19 protein-coding genes are annotated in these 17,123 nt (G+C 35.6%); 12 read left to right on the forward strand and 7 right to left on the reverse strand.

Features of this window, described 5'->3' with window-relative positions; genetic code table 11:
- Positions 1-81: 81 nt before the first annotated feature.
- Positions 82-588 (reverse strand): NUDIX hydrolase, encoded by a 507-nt coding sequence (locus AA0X95_RS19015; protein WP_413300593.1) that lies wholly within the window; start codon positions 586-588, stop codon positions 82-84.
- Here AA0X95_RS19015 and AA0X95_RS19020 point away from each other — a divergent pair.
- On the forward strand, positions 551-2,065 hold the full coding sequence (locus tag AA0X95_RS19020) for an MFS transporter (protein ID WP_413300595.1): 1,515 nt from the start codon (positions 551-553) through the stop codon (positions 2,063-2,065). The two genes, AA0X95_RS19015 and AA0X95_RS19020, sit on opposite strands and share 38 nt — an antisense overlap.
- A 41-nt stretch (positions 2,066-2,106) precedes the next feature.
- On the opposite strand, the gene trhA is transcribed toward AA0X95_RS19020, so the two are convergent.
- Both trhA and AA0X95_RS19030 read right to left on the reverse strand, forming a co-directional pair.
- Positions 2,107-2,754 (reverse strand): PAQR family membrane homeostasis protein TrhA, encoded by a 648-nt coding sequence (gene trhA / locus AA0X95_RS19025; RefSeq protein ID WP_413300597.1) that lies wholly within the window; start codon positions 2,752-2,754, stop codon positions 2,107-2,109.
- A gap of 447 nt (positions 2,755-3,201) precedes the next feature.
- Positions 3,202-3,813, reverse strand: coding sequence for a LysE/ArgO family amino acid transporter (locus AA0X95_RS19030; RefSeq protein WP_413300599.1), 612 nt, complete (start codon positions 3,811-3,813; stop codon positions 3,202-3,204).
- An 81-nt stretch (positions 3,814-3,894) separates the two neighbouring features.
- Between AA0X95_RS19030 and AA0X95_RS19035 the strand changes: the two genes are divergently transcribed.
- Positions 3,895-4,407 carry a CBO0543 family protein gene (locus AA0X95_RS19035; protein ID WP_413300601.1) on the forward strand — a complete coding sequence of 171 codons (513 nt, stop codon included), beginning with the start codon at positions 3,895-3,897 and terminating at the stop codon, positions 4,405-4,407.
- A gap of 145 nt (positions 4,408-4,552) precedes the next feature.
- Here the strand turns inward: AA0X95_RS19035 and AA0X95_RS19040 are convergent, their stop codons facing one another.
- Positions 4,553-4,999, reverse strand: a complete 447-nt coding sequence (locus AA0X95_RS19040) for a GNAT family N-acetyltransferase (protein ID WP_413300603.1) — start codon at positions 4,997-4,999, stop codon at positions 4,553-4,555.
- A gap of 102 nt (positions 5,000-5,101) precedes the next feature.
- Here AA0X95_RS19040 and AA0X95_RS19045 point away from each other — a divergent pair, with 102 nt between their 5' ends.
- Complete coding sequence (locus tag AA0X95_RS19045) at positions 5,102-5,452, forward strand: hypothetical protein (RefSeq protein ID WP_413300605.1); 351 nt, start codon at positions 5,102-5,104, stop codon at positions 5,450-5,452.
- Here AA0X95_RS19045 and AA0X95_RS19050 read toward each other — a convergent pair.
- Positions 5,449-6,081 carry a TVP38/TMEM64 family protein gene (locus tag AA0X95_RS19050; protein ID WP_413300607.1) on the reverse strand — a complete coding sequence of 211 codons (633 nt, stop codon included), beginning with the start codon at positions 6,079-6,081 and terminating at the stop codon, positions 5,449-5,451. The genes AA0X95_RS19045 and AA0X95_RS19050 overlap by 4 nt on opposite strands.
- Positions 6,082-6,224: 143 nt before the next feature.
- Entirely contained in the window at positions 6,225-6,998 is a 774-nt protein-coding gene (locus AA0X95_RS19055; RefSeq protein WP_413300609.1) for a LysM peptidoglycan-binding domain-containing protein, read from the reverse strand.
- A gap of 294 nt (positions 6,999-7,292) precedes the next feature.
- Between AA0X95_RS19055 and AA0X95_RS19060 the strand changes: the two genes are divergently transcribed.
- The 3 genes from AA0X95_RS19060 (at position 7,293) to corA (ending at position 10,890) form a co-directional block, all read left to right on the forward strand.
- On the forward strand, positions 7,293-8,447 hold the full coding sequence (locus tag AA0X95_RS19060; protein ID WP_413310108.1) for a TIGR04053 family radical SAM/SPASM domain-containing protein: 1,155 nt from the start codon (positions 7,293-7,295) through the stop codon (positions 8,445-8,447).
- A gap of 97 nt (positions 8,448-8,544) precedes the next feature.
- Entirely contained in the window at positions 8,545-9,873 is a 1,329-nt protein-coding gene (locus tag AA0X95_RS19065) for a hypothetical protein (RefSeq protein ID WP_413300611.1), read from the forward strand.
- Positions 9,874-9,939: 66 nt separating this feature from the next.
- The gene (gene corA / locus AA0X95_RS19070; protein ID WP_413300613.1) at positions 9,940-10,890 is read left to right on the forward strand and encodes a magnesium/cobalt transporter CorA; all 951 of its coding nucleotides are present in this window, start codon (positions 9,940-9,942) and stop codon (positions 10,888-10,890) included.
- A 177-nt stretch (positions 10,891-11,067) separates the two neighbouring features.
- On the opposite strand, the gene AA0X95_RS19075 is transcribed toward corA, so the two are convergent.
- On the reverse strand, positions 11,068-11,379 hold the full coding sequence (locus tag AA0X95_RS19075; RefSeq protein WP_413300615.1) for a hypothetical protein: 312 nt from the start codon (positions 11,377-11,379) through the stop codon (positions 11,068-11,070).
- Positions 11,380-11,581: 202 nt separating this feature from the next.
- Here AA0X95_RS19075 and AA0X95_RS19080 point away from each other — a divergent pair, with 202 nt between their 5' ends.
- The 6 genes from AA0X95_RS19080 (at position 11,582) to dltD (ending at position 17,097) form a co-directional block, all read left to right on the forward strand.
- Entirely contained in the window at positions 11,582-12,631 is a 1,050-nt protein-coding gene (locus AA0X95_RS19080; protein WP_413300617.1) for a M42 family metallopeptidase, read from the forward strand.
- Positions 12,632-12,796: 165 nt separating this feature from the next.
- Complete coding sequence (gene dltX / locus AA0X95_RS19085; RefSeq protein ID WP_308079824.1) at positions 12,797-12,946, forward strand: teichoic acid D-Ala incorporation-associated protein DltX; 150 nt, start codon at positions 12,797-12,799, stop codon at positions 12,944-12,946.
- Between the two features lie 17 nt (positions 12,947-12,963).
- Complete coding sequence (dltA, locus tag AA0X95_RS19090) at positions 12,964-14,481, forward strand: D-alanine--poly(phosphoribitol) ligase subunit DltA (RefSeq protein WP_413300619.1); 1,518 nt, start codon at positions 12,964-12,966, stop codon at positions 14,479-14,481.
- Entirely contained in the window at positions 14,478-15,644 is a 1,167-nt protein-coding gene (dltB, locus tag AA0X95_RS19095; RefSeq protein WP_413300621.1) for a D-alanyl-lipoteichoic acid biosynthesis protein DltB, read from the forward strand. The genes dltA and dltB overlap by 4 nt, the downstream gene beginning before the upstream one ends.
- A gap of 20 nt (positions 15,645-15,664) precedes the next feature.
- Positions 15,665-15,901, forward strand: a complete 237-nt coding sequence (gene dltC, locus AA0X95_RS19100) for a D-alanine--poly(phosphoribitol) ligase subunit 2 (RefSeq protein ID WP_413310111.1) — start codon at positions 15,665-15,667, stop codon at positions 15,899-15,901.
- Positions 15,898-17,097: a D-alanyl-lipoteichoic acid biosynthesis protein DltD gene (gene dltD, locus AA0X95_RS19105; RefSeq protein WP_413300623.1), complete on the forward strand. Its 1,200-nt coding sequence runs from the start codon at positions 15,898-15,900 to the stop codon at positions 17,095-17,097. The genes dltC and dltD overlap by 4 nt, the downstream gene beginning before the upstream one ends.
- The last annotated feature ends 26 nt before the right edge of the window (positions 17,098-17,123 follow it).

The raw sequence follows: 17,123 nt of genomic DNA on the forward strand, positions 1-17,123 counted from the left end.
CAGAATAATCTCCCACACTGCCTAAAGTGAATAATCGGAGATAGTCTTCCCTAATTACTAGCTTTTACTATTAATTGATGACTAGACAGTAATATATCCTTTTAAAATGGACTGCAATAATGCATAACATAACTCAGAATCGTTCATTTTATTTTCTTTCACTTTATTGAGGCACTCATTTATTTTTACTTTTATCACCTTAATATTTTCATGTTCTTCAAGCTGTTGGTGCTGTTTTGTACCGATCTCCTCTGTAAAAAAAGCATGGGTGATTTCATTTGTTCTCCAGGATGCAGGCTGTAAAAATCCAAGATAATGGACTGTACCACATTGGTAACCAGTTTCTTCAAGAAATTCACGTCTTGCTGCCTGCTCCAGCTCCTCCCCCTCTTTCACACCACCACCTGGCAATTGTTGTACAGTCGTTCCTACTGGTTTTCTATATTGCTCAATTAATAGGAATGAATCTCCTTCCTTTGCTAATATAACTACCCCATCATTTTCTTCTAGCTCAAAATAAGGCCTGTGAAATCCATCCTCTTTTAGTTTGATGCCAGCTAACTCTATCAATGTTTTTTCTTTTTCCATAGTTGCCTCCTTTTTTTCTTCATTATTTTTATATTTTATCACTATTTCAACTCAATTTTGGTATATTAAGGAAAGGTATAACTTGAATTCAGTGAAGGATGAAGACATGAAGAAAAATCGCACTCTATTTTTATCAGCTGTTGCATCTGGAACGATGTTAAATCCCCTTAACTCTTCCATGATTGCTTTAGCCTTACATAGCATTCAAAAGGATTTCCAGCTTTCCTTTGCTACGGTATCCTGGCTTATTTCTAGCTTCTATCTAGCAAGTGCTGTTGCTCAACCTGTTACAGGAAAAATAGGAGATATATTCGGAAGGAAAAAGACCTTTTTAATAGGCTTAGTGCTTGTTGCACTCTCCGCCATCGGAGCACCTTTATCAACTTCCTTTCTCTTATTGCTCGGTATGAGACTTGTTCAATCCATTGGCAGTAGTGCCATCTATCCGTCAGGCATGGCATTAATTAGAGATAATATTAAAGAAAAACCAGCATCCGCACTTGCTGTTCTTTCTATTTTTGCTTCAGCGATGGTAGCGCTTGGTCCAACAATTGGAGGCTTTTTAATTGTGTGGGGTGGATGGTCCGCCATTTTTTGGGTAAACTTCCCATTTATTATTATTAGTTTTCTGCTAGGCTGGTACATGTTTCCTAAGGATGTAAAAAAGGATAAGGCCCATTTAAAAAAATTATTTTCTAATATGGATTTTATGGGGATGTTTTTCTTTGCAGCAGGTATGGTGTTCTTTTTATGGTTTTTGTTATCTATTGAAACCAAGATTCATTATTTTTCAGGGATTACAGGTATCGTTTTCTTTTGTCTTTTTTTCTGGAGAGAATTAAATGTAAAGGAACCATTTATCGACATTCAAATTTTCAAATCACACACTAAGCTTTCTATGGTATATATTCAGTTCATTCTATTAAATATCTTTTTTTATTGTTTATTCTTTGGACTCCCCAGTTACTTTCAAGAAGTCCTAGACTTAAGTGTCGAAAAGAGTGGATTGTTAATGCTGTTTATGTCAGGCATCAGCATTGTAATCTCATCTGTAACCGGAAAATGGATTGACAGAAAAGGAGTTTACCAGCCAATTGTTATCGGGGCCTTTCTCTCGATTGTTGGAGGATTAAGCTTCACCCTGTTTTTTGTTGGGTCTTCTTATTGGGTGATAGGAATCATTTTATCGATAATGGGATTAAGCTATGGTATTGGAAATGTGGTTCTACAAGTGGCAATGGTAAAAGAGAGTCCTAAAGAAATTGTCGGTACAACATCAGGACTGTTTCAAACCTGCAGGTACTTAGGCTCCATTTTATCCTCCATCATACTAGGATTAATTTTTGGGGAAGAAATATCAGCTGAAAGCATGAAAATCATAGGAACCGTATTAATTATTACAGGGATCATCAGTTTTTTAATGAGCTTATGGTTTTCAAGGGAAACCATAAATATTAGAAAAATGAAACATGTTTAATTACTTTCTATAAAAAAACAGCAACCTCTTGGATGCTGTTTTTATTTTATTGGTAAAACATAGAATAACACACAGAAAAAGTGTGCTGTACTTCCAGCCATTACAAACAAATGCCAAACCGCATGATGATACTTAAATCCTCGCCAAACGTAAAATATGGCTCCAACCGTATACAGTGCGCCGCCTATTATTAAGTACGTCATGCCCTGCGAGGACAAATTAGCAGCAAGTGATTTCCATGCAAAAATAATTAACCAACCCATAAACACATAAAGCAAGGTCGAAGTGAACAGATACTTTTTAACAAAAAAACATTTAAAAATCGTTCCGGCAATGGCAAGACCCCATACTACCCCAAATAGTGTCCACCCCATGGCGCCTTTAATTACAATTAGTAAAAAAGGGGTATATGTTCCGGCGATAAAAAAGTAAATAGAGGAATGGTCAAATATTTCAAATACATCCTTGGCATTTCCCTCTGGTAAGCTATGTAGCAGGGTTGAAGACATATATAGGAGGAACATTGTTACTCCAAAAATCGTAAAACTGACAATATGCCAGGCAGTTCCGTAAAGTGACGCAAAAACAATTAAAATGACTAAGGCGGAAATGCTAAGTAATGCCCCAATGCCATGTGTAATTGAGTTAGCTATTTCCTCCTGTTTGGAAAATGTATGTGTGGTTGCCACGATTTATCTCTCCCTTCAAATCATCCCAGGAAGTAAATGGGATATTCAAGAAAATATCACGTTAGAAGATTAGAATCAATGGACATCTGTCATGAAAATAGAATACCTAACAAACAATTATTTTTCATTTCTGGTGGTCATTAATTTCTTAATATGATCTTTAGGGTCCCAACAGTTAAATTTAAAATGGGTTTGTGTTTGGTAACCTAAGCGGCTGCACAAATAAGCTATGCTACTGTCCTTCTTTTCTATTTTTAAGTGCTTACAGGTTGCACAACAATGATAATCCTTCATTCTTTTCACCTTTCTTAAACTATTAATCTTTCCTTCATATATTGTTCATATTTATTTACTAAGATAGTTATAGGTTCACGGAAGAACCTTTAACCTCCGCCCCCCTTAATATATAGATGGAAATGCCCGGCATTTGTGCCGGGTAATTTTTTTTTAATAGCTTAATGAAAAGATGAGGTAAATGGCTGTTCCCCACATAATTAATGCTGATAGTTTATTTAAGATAAGAATAAATCTTCCAGACTGGTCTAGCTTTCCAACCATTCTTCCTGCAAGGGAGAGCCCAAAAAACCACATCCACGATACAAAAATACAGGACAACATGAAGGCAAGCTTTGCCGCCCCTGAATAGGACAAGGAACTAGTCCCAATTACTCCGATGGTATCCATAATGGCATGAGGGTTTAATAATGAAACTGAAGCTGCAAAGACAAACTGCTTACGTGGTGAAAAACTTTGATTGCTTGTTTCTACTGTATGTGCTTTGCTTTTCCAAGTGGTATACCCCATGTAAATTAAAAAAATAATACCAATGAGGAGGAGCGTCACCTTAATCCATGCTACCCCTAGGACAACAGCTGAAACCCCAAAGACAGCTAAGGAAATCAACAGCGTATCACAAAGCGAAGCAGTTAACACTACAGGAAGAACGTAGACCCACCTTGACTGCAAAGCCCCCTGATTAAAAACAAACACATTTTGAACTCCTAATGGCAGAATGAGTCCAAATGCAAGAATGAAACCATGTAGTATTGCACTAAACATCTTCTCTCTCCTATAAAAAAAATAGTATACATACATTTTTAATTTTTTGGTTAACATAAATACTAAAAAAGGATTTTGCCTGTGTATCTTGTTATTGTAATGGTTGTATATATTATTTTTGCAAAAATTTACGTAGATTGGAAGCGTTGGAAAGAGTTTTATCCAACTATACAGTATTTTATCATATGTAACTTGGCTTATAACTTTATTTTTTTCAACCATACACTTTGGGAATACAAAGCTGTAACTGTCGAATGGTTGAATCATACGATCATTGAATTGGTCTTTTCTTTTTTCGTTATTCCTGTAGTGATTATGATTTATCTGCAGTACTTTCCAAAAGGGAGAAAAGGAATTTTCTATATTGCGGTTTGGATAGCTTATTTTTCAATAATAGAACTCCTATTTTACAAAAGAGGCTTATTCATTTATGAAAATGATTGGGGTCCTATTTGGTCAACTGTTTTTAATACCATCATGTTTATCATTTTGCGTATACACCATAAAAAACCGTTGGCTGCCATGTTGTGTTCCATTCCGGTAATTGCCATCTTACTATACTTTTTTCACCCGTTATATCAAGAACTAAAATAACGATGAGGACATGAGAAAATGACCGAATCTGTACTCTCTCTTACACCTTTTTTAATTCTGCTGTTTTCAGTTTATATTGCTATGGCTATTTTTTTGTTTAAAAATAAAAAATAAGGGCCGCTTAATAAAAGAAAGCAGCCCTTTGTCATAATCTTTTTCTCTCCATAAAGATTTCTGGGTTACTAATCTCCTGAAATCCATATTGTGCATACAACCCATGGGCATCGTTGGTACATAACAGCATTTTACCAACATGTTTAAGGTCTGAATGCTCCGTTACAACCTCCATCAGCCATTTTGATAGTCCTTTTCCCCTATATTCTTTCAAAACAAATACATCCATTATATAAGCAAAACGAACAAAATCCGTGGCCGCACGGACAAAGCCTATCTGGGCAGCGGTTTCAAATCTTGGGTCACCTTCATAAAGTCCAAAACAAATGGAGGAATGCTCAATCGACTTAGCCACCGATTCAATGGTAATACCTTTGGCCCAATACGAGTCATTACTCAAAAATTTGTGAATGACATAGATATCTAAATATTGTTTTTGCGTACTGATAGTAAAACCATCGTTACTCCATGTAGACATTTGATCGTCACCTTTCTACTCATATAATCGTGAAATAAGTATACTTCTCACGCAAGCTGTCAATAACATTACCAAGTAAAGCAAACGGAGAGGTGGAAATGAATGAAAGGAATTTATTTTGTAAATAATCAAATATGTATCAATGGACTTTCAAAAGAAGAAAGTGTTACCCTGCAGGACCAATCTATTAGAAATTTCATGGAAGAGCATAATATTCAAATCACAAAACTCAATCCTTACCAATTGAATGAGTATTATACGGTACCACATGCGCTTTTATATGATCTCAAAAAGCATCAACACAGTTTTGATTGTTTCATTCATTATTCATTAGAAGCAATGGAGGATTTTATATATACATACCCTGCAAAATGGCTTATCTTAAAAAGCTTTTTTAAAGAAGTCATCATTGTTGAGAAGCAAAATGATCTGACAATCCAAAAAGTTATCTAATCACTAGATTTTTTTTTCGCTGATTTACGATAAACAAATAAAAAGTTAGCCAATAAAATAAAAAGTAAGTAAAGTCCATATAAACCAAATGAAAAAAGCTTATTACTGCTAAATGCAGCTCCTGCAAAGGATAAAATAAGAGTGTTTGGAAGTTTTCCAATAACTGAAGCACTAAAAAATGGAATCCAATGAACCTGACTTAGTCCGCAAATAATCGTAATAACAGGGGCAGGAATAATAGGAATCAATCGACAGGTTAAAATCGCTAGAAAGGAATTTCTCATCAGGAATTCCTCGTATTCTTTTACTTTTTCATATTTTTCAAGTTTTTTTTGTGCTACATCACTAAACCCATATCTACTCAAGTAAAAAAGAACCAAAGTACCAGCCATTGCTCCCGATAAGGATATCACTGTACCCATAGGAGCTCCAAAAACAGCTCCAATCCCCCCTGCTAAAATCGGATAAGGAATGACCGGAAAGAATACACAAATAACCACAAGGAGCATACTTATAAAGACAGAAAGTGTTCCTCCCTGTTTGACTAATAGAAACAATTCTTCCTTCCCGATGAATCCAAACATGATAATCAATAGAACAATACTAATACTACTAATTTTTTTTGCCATTGATTACTCCATTCTTTATATCTACGTCTTTTCTACTTTCATCATACTATATTTGTCAAAATAATTCCCAAAGGAACAATCATCTGACTCTTCATTATATAAAAAAGTCTTTTATCAGTTGATAAAAGACTTTTTACGATCTATTAAAATGCTGTTCTAGCACCGAGATATCTCGGTTTCCAGTATGAATTGGTCATATCTGCGATGGAAACGCCTGATGACCCAGCTTGGATAAACTTATTATCCCCTAGATAAATTCCCACATGTGTAGGACCAGGTGCATATGTCTCAAAAAACACAAGATCTCCAGGCATCGGTGTACTAATCATTTTTAAACCAGACCATTGTGTTGCGGCGGTTCTTGGAATGGTGATCCCAACTTTATTAAACACATAACTTGTATATCCGCTGCAGTCGAAACCTGCAGGCGTCATACCACCCCATAAATACGGTGTACCGATATACTTTTTTGCTTCAGAAATAACCAATTCAGCTTTAGACACCGTCGTTTCAGGATTTGGTTCTGAAAAAGGTGTTAGGGAAACTTTTAATACTTGTCCGATATAGATAGTATCTGAAGTTAAGTTATTAATAGATTTTAGTTGAGCGATTGATAGATGAAAGCGGGTACTAATTCCCCAAAGAGAGTCACCTTTCTGAACAGTATAGGTGGTTGTGGGTGCATCATGGCTATGAGGTGCCAATAATGAGAGTTTTTGATTTACAAAGATTGTATCGCTAGAAAGTTGATTCCATGCTTTTAAATCTGCAATCGATACTTGATTACTTTGCGAAATTTTCCATAGGGTATCACCCGATTGAACGGTATAAATATTTTCATGTGCACTTGCATTCCCACCAAAAGAAGTAAACAAGATGCCGGCAGTTGTGACTACTGTCAGTAGATGTTTTTTCATGAATGGTTGCTCTCCCTTAAGTTGTTTTGCCTCTCTATCATAAAGGAGAATGAAATTGGTTTAAATCCCAAAGATATGGTTTACATGGAAGGAAATTCACCTACTGGAAAAATTATTATTTTTTATGAAGAATAGACTTACAAACGTAATGTAGAAATATTGTAACAAACCTTTCATCCACGGCGAGATATCAAAACTATAATAAACCTATAGAAACACTTTTTATGTATTATAAAATAACTATGAATCTTGGTGATGAAGATGCAAGGAATTGGAAAAGGACATCCCCATGGCATGGGACATCCTCATGGACATGGAAAGCAGAATGGTATTGATTATGACCAAAATCCTTTTATTGTTATTTGGGAAGTAACTAGAGCTTGTCAGCTTAAGTGTGTTCATTGTCGAGCAGATGCGCAACTTACCCCAGACCCACGTGAGTTGTCCCACGAGGAAGGAATCCATTTAATAGATCAAATTTATGAAATGGATAATCCTATGCTTGTGTTCACAGGCGGTGACTGTATGATGCGAGAGGATTTATTCGAACTTGCTGATTATGCAGTAAAAAAAGGAATGCGCGTATCCATGACACCAAGTGCCACGGCTAATGTAACTAAAAAGAAAATGGAGCGTGCAAAGGAAGTCGGGCTATCACGTTGGGGCTTTAGTCTTGATGGACCAACACCTGAAATACACGATCATTTCCGAGGAACTCCTGGATCTTTCGATTTAACTGTCGAAAAAATTAAATATCTAAACGAATTAGAAATGCCGTTGCAAATCAATACTGTCATCTCTCGTTACAACTATGATTCACTTGAACAAATGTCAAAATTAGTAGCTGAGCTTGGTGCGGTTATGTGGTACATATTCTTATTAGTGCCAACTGGAAGAGGTCAAATGGATGCTTGTATTTCTCCAGCTGAACATGAAAAAGTCTTTCGCTGGCTGTACGAATTAAGTAAAACGGCCCCATATGATATCAAAACAACCGCTGCACAGCACTATCGCAGAGTCGTCTTGCAGCAAAAAACCCGTGATCAATTAATTGATAAAGGTGAAATCCATTACGAAGATTCTATTACTACTGATTTTGCTTCTATGCATGATGGATTAAAGCGTGCGCCGAAGGGTGTGAATGATGGAAATGGCTTTGCGTTTGTTTCTCATATTGGAGATGTCATGCCTAGTGGTCTACTTCCAATTGTAGGTGGAAATATTCGCGAAACACCACTGGCTGAAATCTATCGAGAATCAAAAGTATTTAAAGAATTGCGCCAACCTGATAACTATAAAGGTAAGTGTGGAGTTTGTGAGTATAATAAGATTTGCGGCGGGTCTCGTTCTAGAACCTATGCTGTAACAGGTGATTATATGGAAAGTGAGCCATTCTGCGTTTACATTCCACAATCCATGCTTAATAAAGAGACGGCTCCAATGGCATAACCCGGAGGCATTCCATAAAATGGAATGCCTTTTTGTATATCTGTTTACTGGTTAAGTTTCTTTCTTTTTGGGTAACTTGTTTTTAGGAAACTTTAATTTGAAAGGATCAATTTCCATGCAGCACACCGATTTGAAAGAAAAACAAGTTTCTACCGCACTTTTTCAATTCATCTTCCCCATTTCATGGAAGGCCAGTAGTAGTCAACAGTTGGTTGACTATTTACAAACCCATGATTTTGTACTGTTTCAATTGAATGATACTAAAAATGAAACGGCCTATTATGGCAGAAACAATGTTTCCCATAGTGAATTGGAATCTTTTTTCCTTCCTATAACGAATACGATTCTATTTCCAAAAGCTACTCAGCCAAAAGGGCTTCACAGGTACTCTAAAAATCTCAACCTTCATGCTTCTATGAACGTTTTGACTACACAAATCCCTTTTCAGATTCACTCGGTTGATGTTTTTATTTGTCCCTATGAACTTGGTTTTATAACGATACGGGCTGAAATAAACCATTTACCTTTTTCTCAAGTACTTGATTTTGCTAATTATTTTCGATTTCTTGATTCCACTCCTACGGTTAAGCAACCAACTGAAATTTCATTTAACGAAAAAACGTACTCAACTGTAGGAGATTTCGTGTTCTCTACTTTAGTTCCACCCTTACAGAAATTTTTGTGTAAAGAAACAGTATCGCTGCTGACACCAAATAAAATGTATGTTCATTCGTTTGTTTCTTATCAGGATGAAGAAGTTAGAGTTCCTATGATTTTTGATGAATTAAGCTTTTCAATTTTTTCAAATAACAAGCAAATCGAAAACGATCAGTTGATTAGCCAATATTATGGACCATACTATTATTCAGTCATAATCAATCTATTTCATCAATTGGTCTTTTTAAAAATTGCTAAAACGTATTCGGAAATAAATATTGATGCGGCAACCAACGAGTTTGAGCGGCTCAATTATATGATCAACTCTTTTACTTCTAATTACTATTTCAATATTTTTCCTGCACAAACCAAAGGTCAAGAACTCTTTAAGCAATTAAGAAATAGTTTTCAAATAGAACATTTATACACCAATACAAAAGAAACTCTTTTTAGCCTTTTTAAATATGAAGAAAATATCATTACCAAAAGAGACAGCTTATTACTATTAGTCTTAACCTTATATACGGTTGTTTGTGGCATATTTAGCATGAATCTCTTTACACATGATTTAAAAGGTACTATCCATTGGGATCATTTCAAGTCATATAATCTTTTCGAATATTTTGCTGTTTTTATTGTATTTAGTGGAATCATTACTGTCTTTTATCTTGGACTGCAAAGTCTGTTTCAAGGATTGCAAAAGTGGAAAAGCCGTCAAAGATGGGTTCGAGAAAATGTCTTAATAAATAAAAAAGATAAACTTTATTGATTAGTGCTGTTTTTTGAAGACCTATCATTTATATTGTAGGTAGTATGTTATCAATAAGGAGAATGTATGATTAGAACCCTTGCAGTAACCAATAGCTATGAAATTGTTAGAGACATTGACATCTCTCAACTTGTCAACGGAGATTATCAGTGGTATTGGATTGATTTTCATGAACCAACAAATGAAGAAATTGAATTCCTAAGGACCCCTCTTTCTTTCCACCCACTTGCCATTGAGGATTGTATCCATCAATTGCAAAGACCAAAGCTAGACTATTATGAAAACTATACTTTTTTTGTCACGCAGGCATTAAATCAACAAACCATCACAAAGGAAGAGGTTGATATCTTTCTTGGTGAAAGGTATGTAATTACCTTTCATCACAACCCATCCACTGAAATTGATGAGGTATGGAGAAGGTTAACTCTTTCAACAAGCATTGAGAAATGGGACCCTTCTCATGTTTTATATTATATACTTGATAAAATGGTCGATAATTATTTTCCACTCGTCTATCATATTGAAGATATGTTAAATGAAATTGATGAGAATTCAAAAAAAAGAACAATGGAAGAATTATTAGAAGTTTTATTTGATACAAGACACCATCTTCTTTCATTAAGGCATACGATTACACCTATGCGGGATCTTATCTATCGAATCTTAAACTCTCAGAGGGTAACTTATATAAGGGGAAGAAATGAATACTTTTCAGATATTCATGACCATTTGCTAAAATTAACAGAAATGATTGAAGCTAATCGCGAATTAACAACAGATATTCGTGATAGCTATATTTCAATTAATTCTCATCAGACGAATCATGTCATGAAGGTCCTTACTGTTATTACAACCATTTTCATGCCGCTTACTTTTATTGCTGGCTTGTACGGCATGAATTTTCACTATATGCCAGAATTAACATGGAAATACGGCTATTTTGCCACTCTTTTTGTAATGGTACTTGTTGGAATTGGAATGTCTATTTGGTTTAATAAAAAAGGATGGTTCAAATAGAATTCTGTGTTTATCCTGGATGTTGATTTCCGCTCCAGGCGCTTCGCTTTCCGCGGGCGTGCCGGGGAGCCTCCTCGTCGCTTGCGCTCCAATCAACATAATGGATAAAAACACCAGAGACCTATAACACAACCAAGTAAAAAAGCGAACGACAATTATACAGTCGTTCGCTTTTTTCTATTTCCATTCTTCATATGCCACGGTTCCACCGGTTAAGTCGATGGTATTTCGTTCTCCTTTATAATAGGTCTTTCCATTTTTTTCGTAAATTAACTTATCGTACGTATACACCTTTTGACCATTTGGCAGCTCTATAACGACCTTCTGGCCTAAATTCTCTGATGGTGCTTCTATTTTTATCGAACTTTGATCATAATAGTGAAAGAAAATAAAACCTGCGGCAATAATCAAGCTCATTAATATGAAAAAGAAAAGACCCTTCCAAGAAAATTGCTTTGGCTTTTGGTTATACAATTCAACTCTGGTCAACTTTTTCTCCTCCGTAAATTTTCCTATTCGAATATATCATTACATTTATACCCACTTTTTCATTTCCTAACTCCTAGGAAAAAATGAATACATGTTACTCTATGCAAACACTTAAAAAATATTGCCTGCATAATGGGATTAAATACATCATTTTCTTAATTTATGTATAATAAGAAGGAAGATTCTGAAAGGAGCACATACAATGACAAATACATATACAGAGGACACATTACATTTAATCAAAGAGCTTGTTTCAATTCCAAGTCCCTCTGGAAATACAAATGAAGTGATTACCTTTGTTGAAAAATTTCTTGCCGAGTTACAAATTACCACTTATAGAAACCGCAAAGGCGGTCTGATTGCTACAATTGACGGAAAAGATTCCAGCAAGCATCGTATGCTTACGGCACATGTTGACACTCTTGGTGCGATGGTAAAAGAAATTAAATCAAATGGGAGATTAAAAATTGATTTAATTGGAGGGTTTAAATATAACTCTATAGAAGGCGAATACTGCCAAATTGAAACAAGCAGCGGAAAGAAATTTACTGGCACTATTTTAATGCATCAAACATCAGTCCATGTGTATAAGGATGCCGGAAAAGCAGAACGAAATCAGGATAATATGGAAATTCGTATTGATGAAAAAGTCACTAATGCAGAGGAAATTCGTGCCCTTGGAATTGAAGTTGGCGACTTCGTCTCATTTGATCCACGTGTAGAAATAACTCCAAGCGGATATATTAAATCTCGCCATTTGGATGATAAAGCAAGTGTTGGCATTCTTCTTCAATTAATCAAGCAAATTAAACAAGAAAACTTAACTTTACCGTATACCACTCATTTTCTGATCTCAAATAATGAGGAAATCGGATACGGTGGCAACTCCAATATAACACCTGAAACGGTAGAATACTTAGCAGTGGATATGGGGGCTATGGGAGACGGGCAATCAACTGATGAATATACTGTATCGATATGTGTGAAGGATGCAAGCGGTCCCTATCATTATGAAATGAGAAAAAATTTAGTACGTCTAGCACAGGAAAATAATATTGGATACAAACTTGATATTTATCCATATTATGGATCAGATGCATCAGCTGCAATCCGCTCTGGCCACGATATTGTCCATGGCTTAATTGGTCCTGGAATTGATTCATCACACGCTTTTGAACGTACACACCAATCATCTATCGAAAATACAGCTAAGCTTCTCTACCATTACGTACAATCAGACCTAGTTCTATAAGAAGGTTAAATGAAAGGCCAAGTGTTCACCACTTGGCCTTTTTTCTATTAAATTTTCAAATTAAATAATGAAAAATTAATTGTATCCTCATCTTATTTTAATGTTTAAAAAGTCAATTCGCATTATGATAAGTAAGTTCAAATTTTTCAATGGGGTTGAACCACCATGTTCAATAAATTTAAAGTTATCTTTTCAAATCAAAAGCTTAAATGGTTTGGTCGCTTTGTCTATTATTTTCTCATTCTACTTTTATTATTTTTCATGTATGGATTTAATGACGCAAGCGCCGGCACCTATATTTACAATGATTTTTAATAGGAGGCAGCTCTACCATGAAACTTTTACATCACATTAGAAACATTGCACTTATACAGCCAAACACGATTGCTTATATCACACCAAACCAGGAAATCAATTATGGAGAACTTTGGGATCAATCTGAGAGGATTGCAGCCTTTATAAAAAAACAATCAATAGAAAAGCAATTACCAATCCTCATATACGGTCATATGGATGTATCCTTAGTCGTCTCATTTTTGGGTAGTGTAAAAGCAGGGCATCCCTATATCCCGGTGGATATATCCATCCCGCCTGAGAGGATTAATCAGATCATCACAAGTGCGAAACCAGGTTTAATCATCAATACAACAAATCAACTATTACCTTGTAATGACTGCAAAGTCAGAACGATAGAATTTGAAGAGATTCTAAGTGATGTTTCCGCATCAGTAGCAGTTGATCAATCGAATTGGGTTAAAGGAAACGATAATTTTTATATCATTTACACATCCGGGAGTACAGGAACTCCTAAAGGTGTTCAAATATCCGTAAATAACTTACAAAGCTTTTTAGATTGGATGGTTGAGGATTTTCCAATTAAGGGCCAGTTAAGATTCTTGAACCAAGCACCTTATTCCTTTGATCTTTCTGTAATGGACCTGTTTCCTGCTCTTATGACGGGAGGAACTCTTTTTGCCGTTACAAAAGATATGATTGAAAAACCAAAGTTTCTTTTTGAGGAATTGCGACGCTCAAATGCTCAAGTTTGGACATCTACTCCTTCTTTTGCACAAATGTGTCTGATGGATCCATCTTTTAATGAAGAGCTCCTTCCCGAACTTTCAGTTTTTTTATTTTGCGGAGAAGTGTTACCCCATGGAATTTGTCAGCAACTGATGACACGTTTTCCTCGTGCCAAGTGTTTTAACACGTACGGACCGACTGAAGCGACTGTAGCTGTCACATCCATAGAGGTCTCCACACAAATATTGAAGGACTATCCTACACTTCCAATTGGGAAGCCAAAGCAAGATACGCAGATTTTACTTCTAGATGAGAATGGCAACCTTGTTTCCGATGGTGAAAAAGGAGAAATAATTATTGTTGGACCAGGAGTCAGCAAGGGATATTTGAGTCAACCAGAGCTTACTGATAAAGCATTTTTCAGCTATAAAGGTGAACAAGCCTATCGAACGGGAGATGCCGGATTTATAACATCTGGGGGCCATCTTTTTTACCAAGGGCGCATCGATTTTCAAATAAAACTTCATGGCTATCGGATGGAATTAGAAGAAATAGAATATCAGCTTACACAATCATCATTTGTCCAGTCAGCACTTGTTGTTCCGATAGATTCCGAGGAAAAGATTGATTACTTACTTGCCGCAGTCATCCCTGCAAAACACACCTTTGAAAAGGAATACCAATTAACAAGCGCCATAAAAAAAGATTTGAGCAGAACGATTCCTGCTTATATGATACCAAGGAAATTTACTTATTTTAATGAGCTTCCACTGACAGCAAATGGAAAAATGGATCGAAAAAGAATAAAGGAACTGGTTTTGCTATGACACCCTATGGTTCCTTTAGTTTCTTTTTCATCATAGCCATCCTGTTAACACCCACGATCGTACTAGGGTTACAGGGAAAAAGATTTTATCACTATAATTTGCTGGCAACACTTATTAGTTTATGTATTATTTTTGCATCTAATTTACAGGGTGTCTTAGCATTAGTCTTATTTACAATTTGGCAGGTCTTGTTAATTATCGGGTATATTAAATATCGAAGTAAGGCAAATGGAAGCACTCTTTTTTATGTTGCAGTGGTCCTTTCCATCCTTCCATTAGCCTTGTCAAAGCTGCTGCCTTACTTTTCACAAGTAAATTGGATTGGTTTTCTCGGTATTTCTTATTTAACTTTTAAAGACACTCAAATCATTATGGAAACCAGGGATGGTCTAATTAAAAAGGTCCCTCCCCTATTCCAGTTGCTTTACTTTATATTATTTTTCCCAACAATTTCGTCTGGTCCCATCGATAGATATCGCCGTTTTGAGAAAGATATTCATAGGACGATACCCAAGGAAGAATATAGAATTTTAGTATATGAAGGGATCAACAAAATTTTCTTAGGTTTTTTATATAAATATATTATTGGCTATGCGATTAACCACTTTTTTATCGCTAATCTAAGATTTATAGCACATAGTCAGTTTCAGCATCATCTTTTCTATATGTATGCGTATAGTTTTTATCTCTTTTTTGATTTTGCTGGCTACAGTGCATTTGCCATTGGTGTTAGTTACTTGATGGGGATAAAATCCCCTGAAAACTTTAATAAACCCTTTATGAGTAGAAATATCAAAGACTTTTGGAATCGTTGGCATCTAAGCCTATCATTTTGGTTCAGAGATTACGTCTATATGCGTTTTGTTTTTTGGATGACAAAGAAAAAGTGGATTAAAAACCGAAATGTTATTTCCAACCTCGGTTATGTCCTTTTATTCCTACTCATGGGGCTCTGGCATGGTCTTGAAATGCAATATATTCTTTATGGGATTTATCATGCGTTGTTAATGGTCTTATACAATTCTTTCGAACGGTTTAATAAAAAGCATAGATGGTGGCCGCATAATAAATTCACCCAAGTACTTGCCACCGTTATTACCTTCCACTTTGTATGCTTTGGTTTTTATCTTTTTTCAGGAGAACTATTTAATAAAGGAGTGTAATCAAAATGAACGTAGAATTAATTGATTTAAAAAATGAGGTAATGGATATTTTAGTTGAGGTTTGTCAAGACGAGGTTGTAAAGGAAAACCCGGACATAGAATTATTTCAAACTGGTTTATTAGATTCTTTCGGCACCGTTGAATTATTAATTCAAATAGAAGAACGTCTTGGTATTCTTGTGCCCATCTCTGAATTTGATCGTGAACTATGGAATACACCTACAAATATTTCCTTACAGCTGGCTGATATGAAATGAAAAAACCGCTTTTCACACCATTAATTCTAGCTTTCATTCTTTTACTGCTATTGGTTTCACTACCAAATCAGTTTATAGAGTCATTGATACCGAAATCGAGGATCAATCAAGCTGCAACAGAATTAAACCCTTTTATGTTTCAAGGTAAGTTCGTTCAACAAAAAATGTTGGAGGATCCACACTTCTTGCCTATTTATGGATCGTCCGAGCTAGCACGGTTGGATCGCTTTCATCCATCCAACTATTTTAAAGAGACAAATGCCAATTTCACCCCTTTTCTCATTGGAAGAGGTGGAACTGAATCGTTAATACACCTATTAAATTTCTCTGAACATACCAAACAATTAAAAGGGAAAAAAATCGTTTTCGTTTTGTCACCACAGTGGTTTCAGCCGAACGGGACTGACGAATCTCACTTTGCTCCTAATTATTCAGCCTTACAAGGGTATGATTTTGCTTTTAACAAAAATATTGATCCAGTGATTAAAAAGAAAGCAATTAAACGATTATTAACTTTTTCACCCATTGAAAATGATCCCATTCTTTCAACAATCTATAAAGCAGAAATATCAAAGAACCCTTGGGTGAAACGGAAAGCTTCATTTGTTCGTCCTTTTGGATATGCTTATCGAGATTTGCTAGAAAAGAAGGATCTTTATTATACGTTAGCAGGCGGTATTCACCGAAACCGGGATTTTTCTTCTAAAGTAAAAAATAAATCTTGGGGAGAATTAGAGTCTTTAGCAGTCCAGTTTGGTGAGAAAAAATCGACAAACAATCACTTTAATATAGCAAATAACCAATACAGTAAAATAAAAAAATTGGTCCCGTCATTGAAGGATAAAAAACAAGGTGCCACTTATGGAGAATCCCCAGAATATGATGATTTTCAATTAGTGCTTGATGTGCTGAAAGAAAATGGTGCTCAACCATTGTTTATCTCTGTTCCTGTGAACGGAAAATGGTATGACTATACTGGTTTTCCTAAAGAGGGCCGTACCTCCTATTACCAGCGGATAAAAAATCAAATTGAGTCTGAAGGATTTCAAGTAGCGGACTTTTCTAATCATGAATATGACCCTTACTTTATGAAGGATACAATTCATATCGGATGGAAAGGCTGGGTATATACGGACCATGCGATAATTGATTTTTATAGAAAAGATAAAGCTAACAATGAGATTGTTCGAAAATAGCAGCCACCTATTCAGAAAGGTTGTGA

The sequence above is a fragment of the Neobacillus phoenicis genome (assembly GCF_047302305.1).
In the GTDB taxonomy this organism is placed as follows: Bacteria; Bacillota; Bacilli; order Bacillales; family Cytobacillaceae; genus Neobacillus.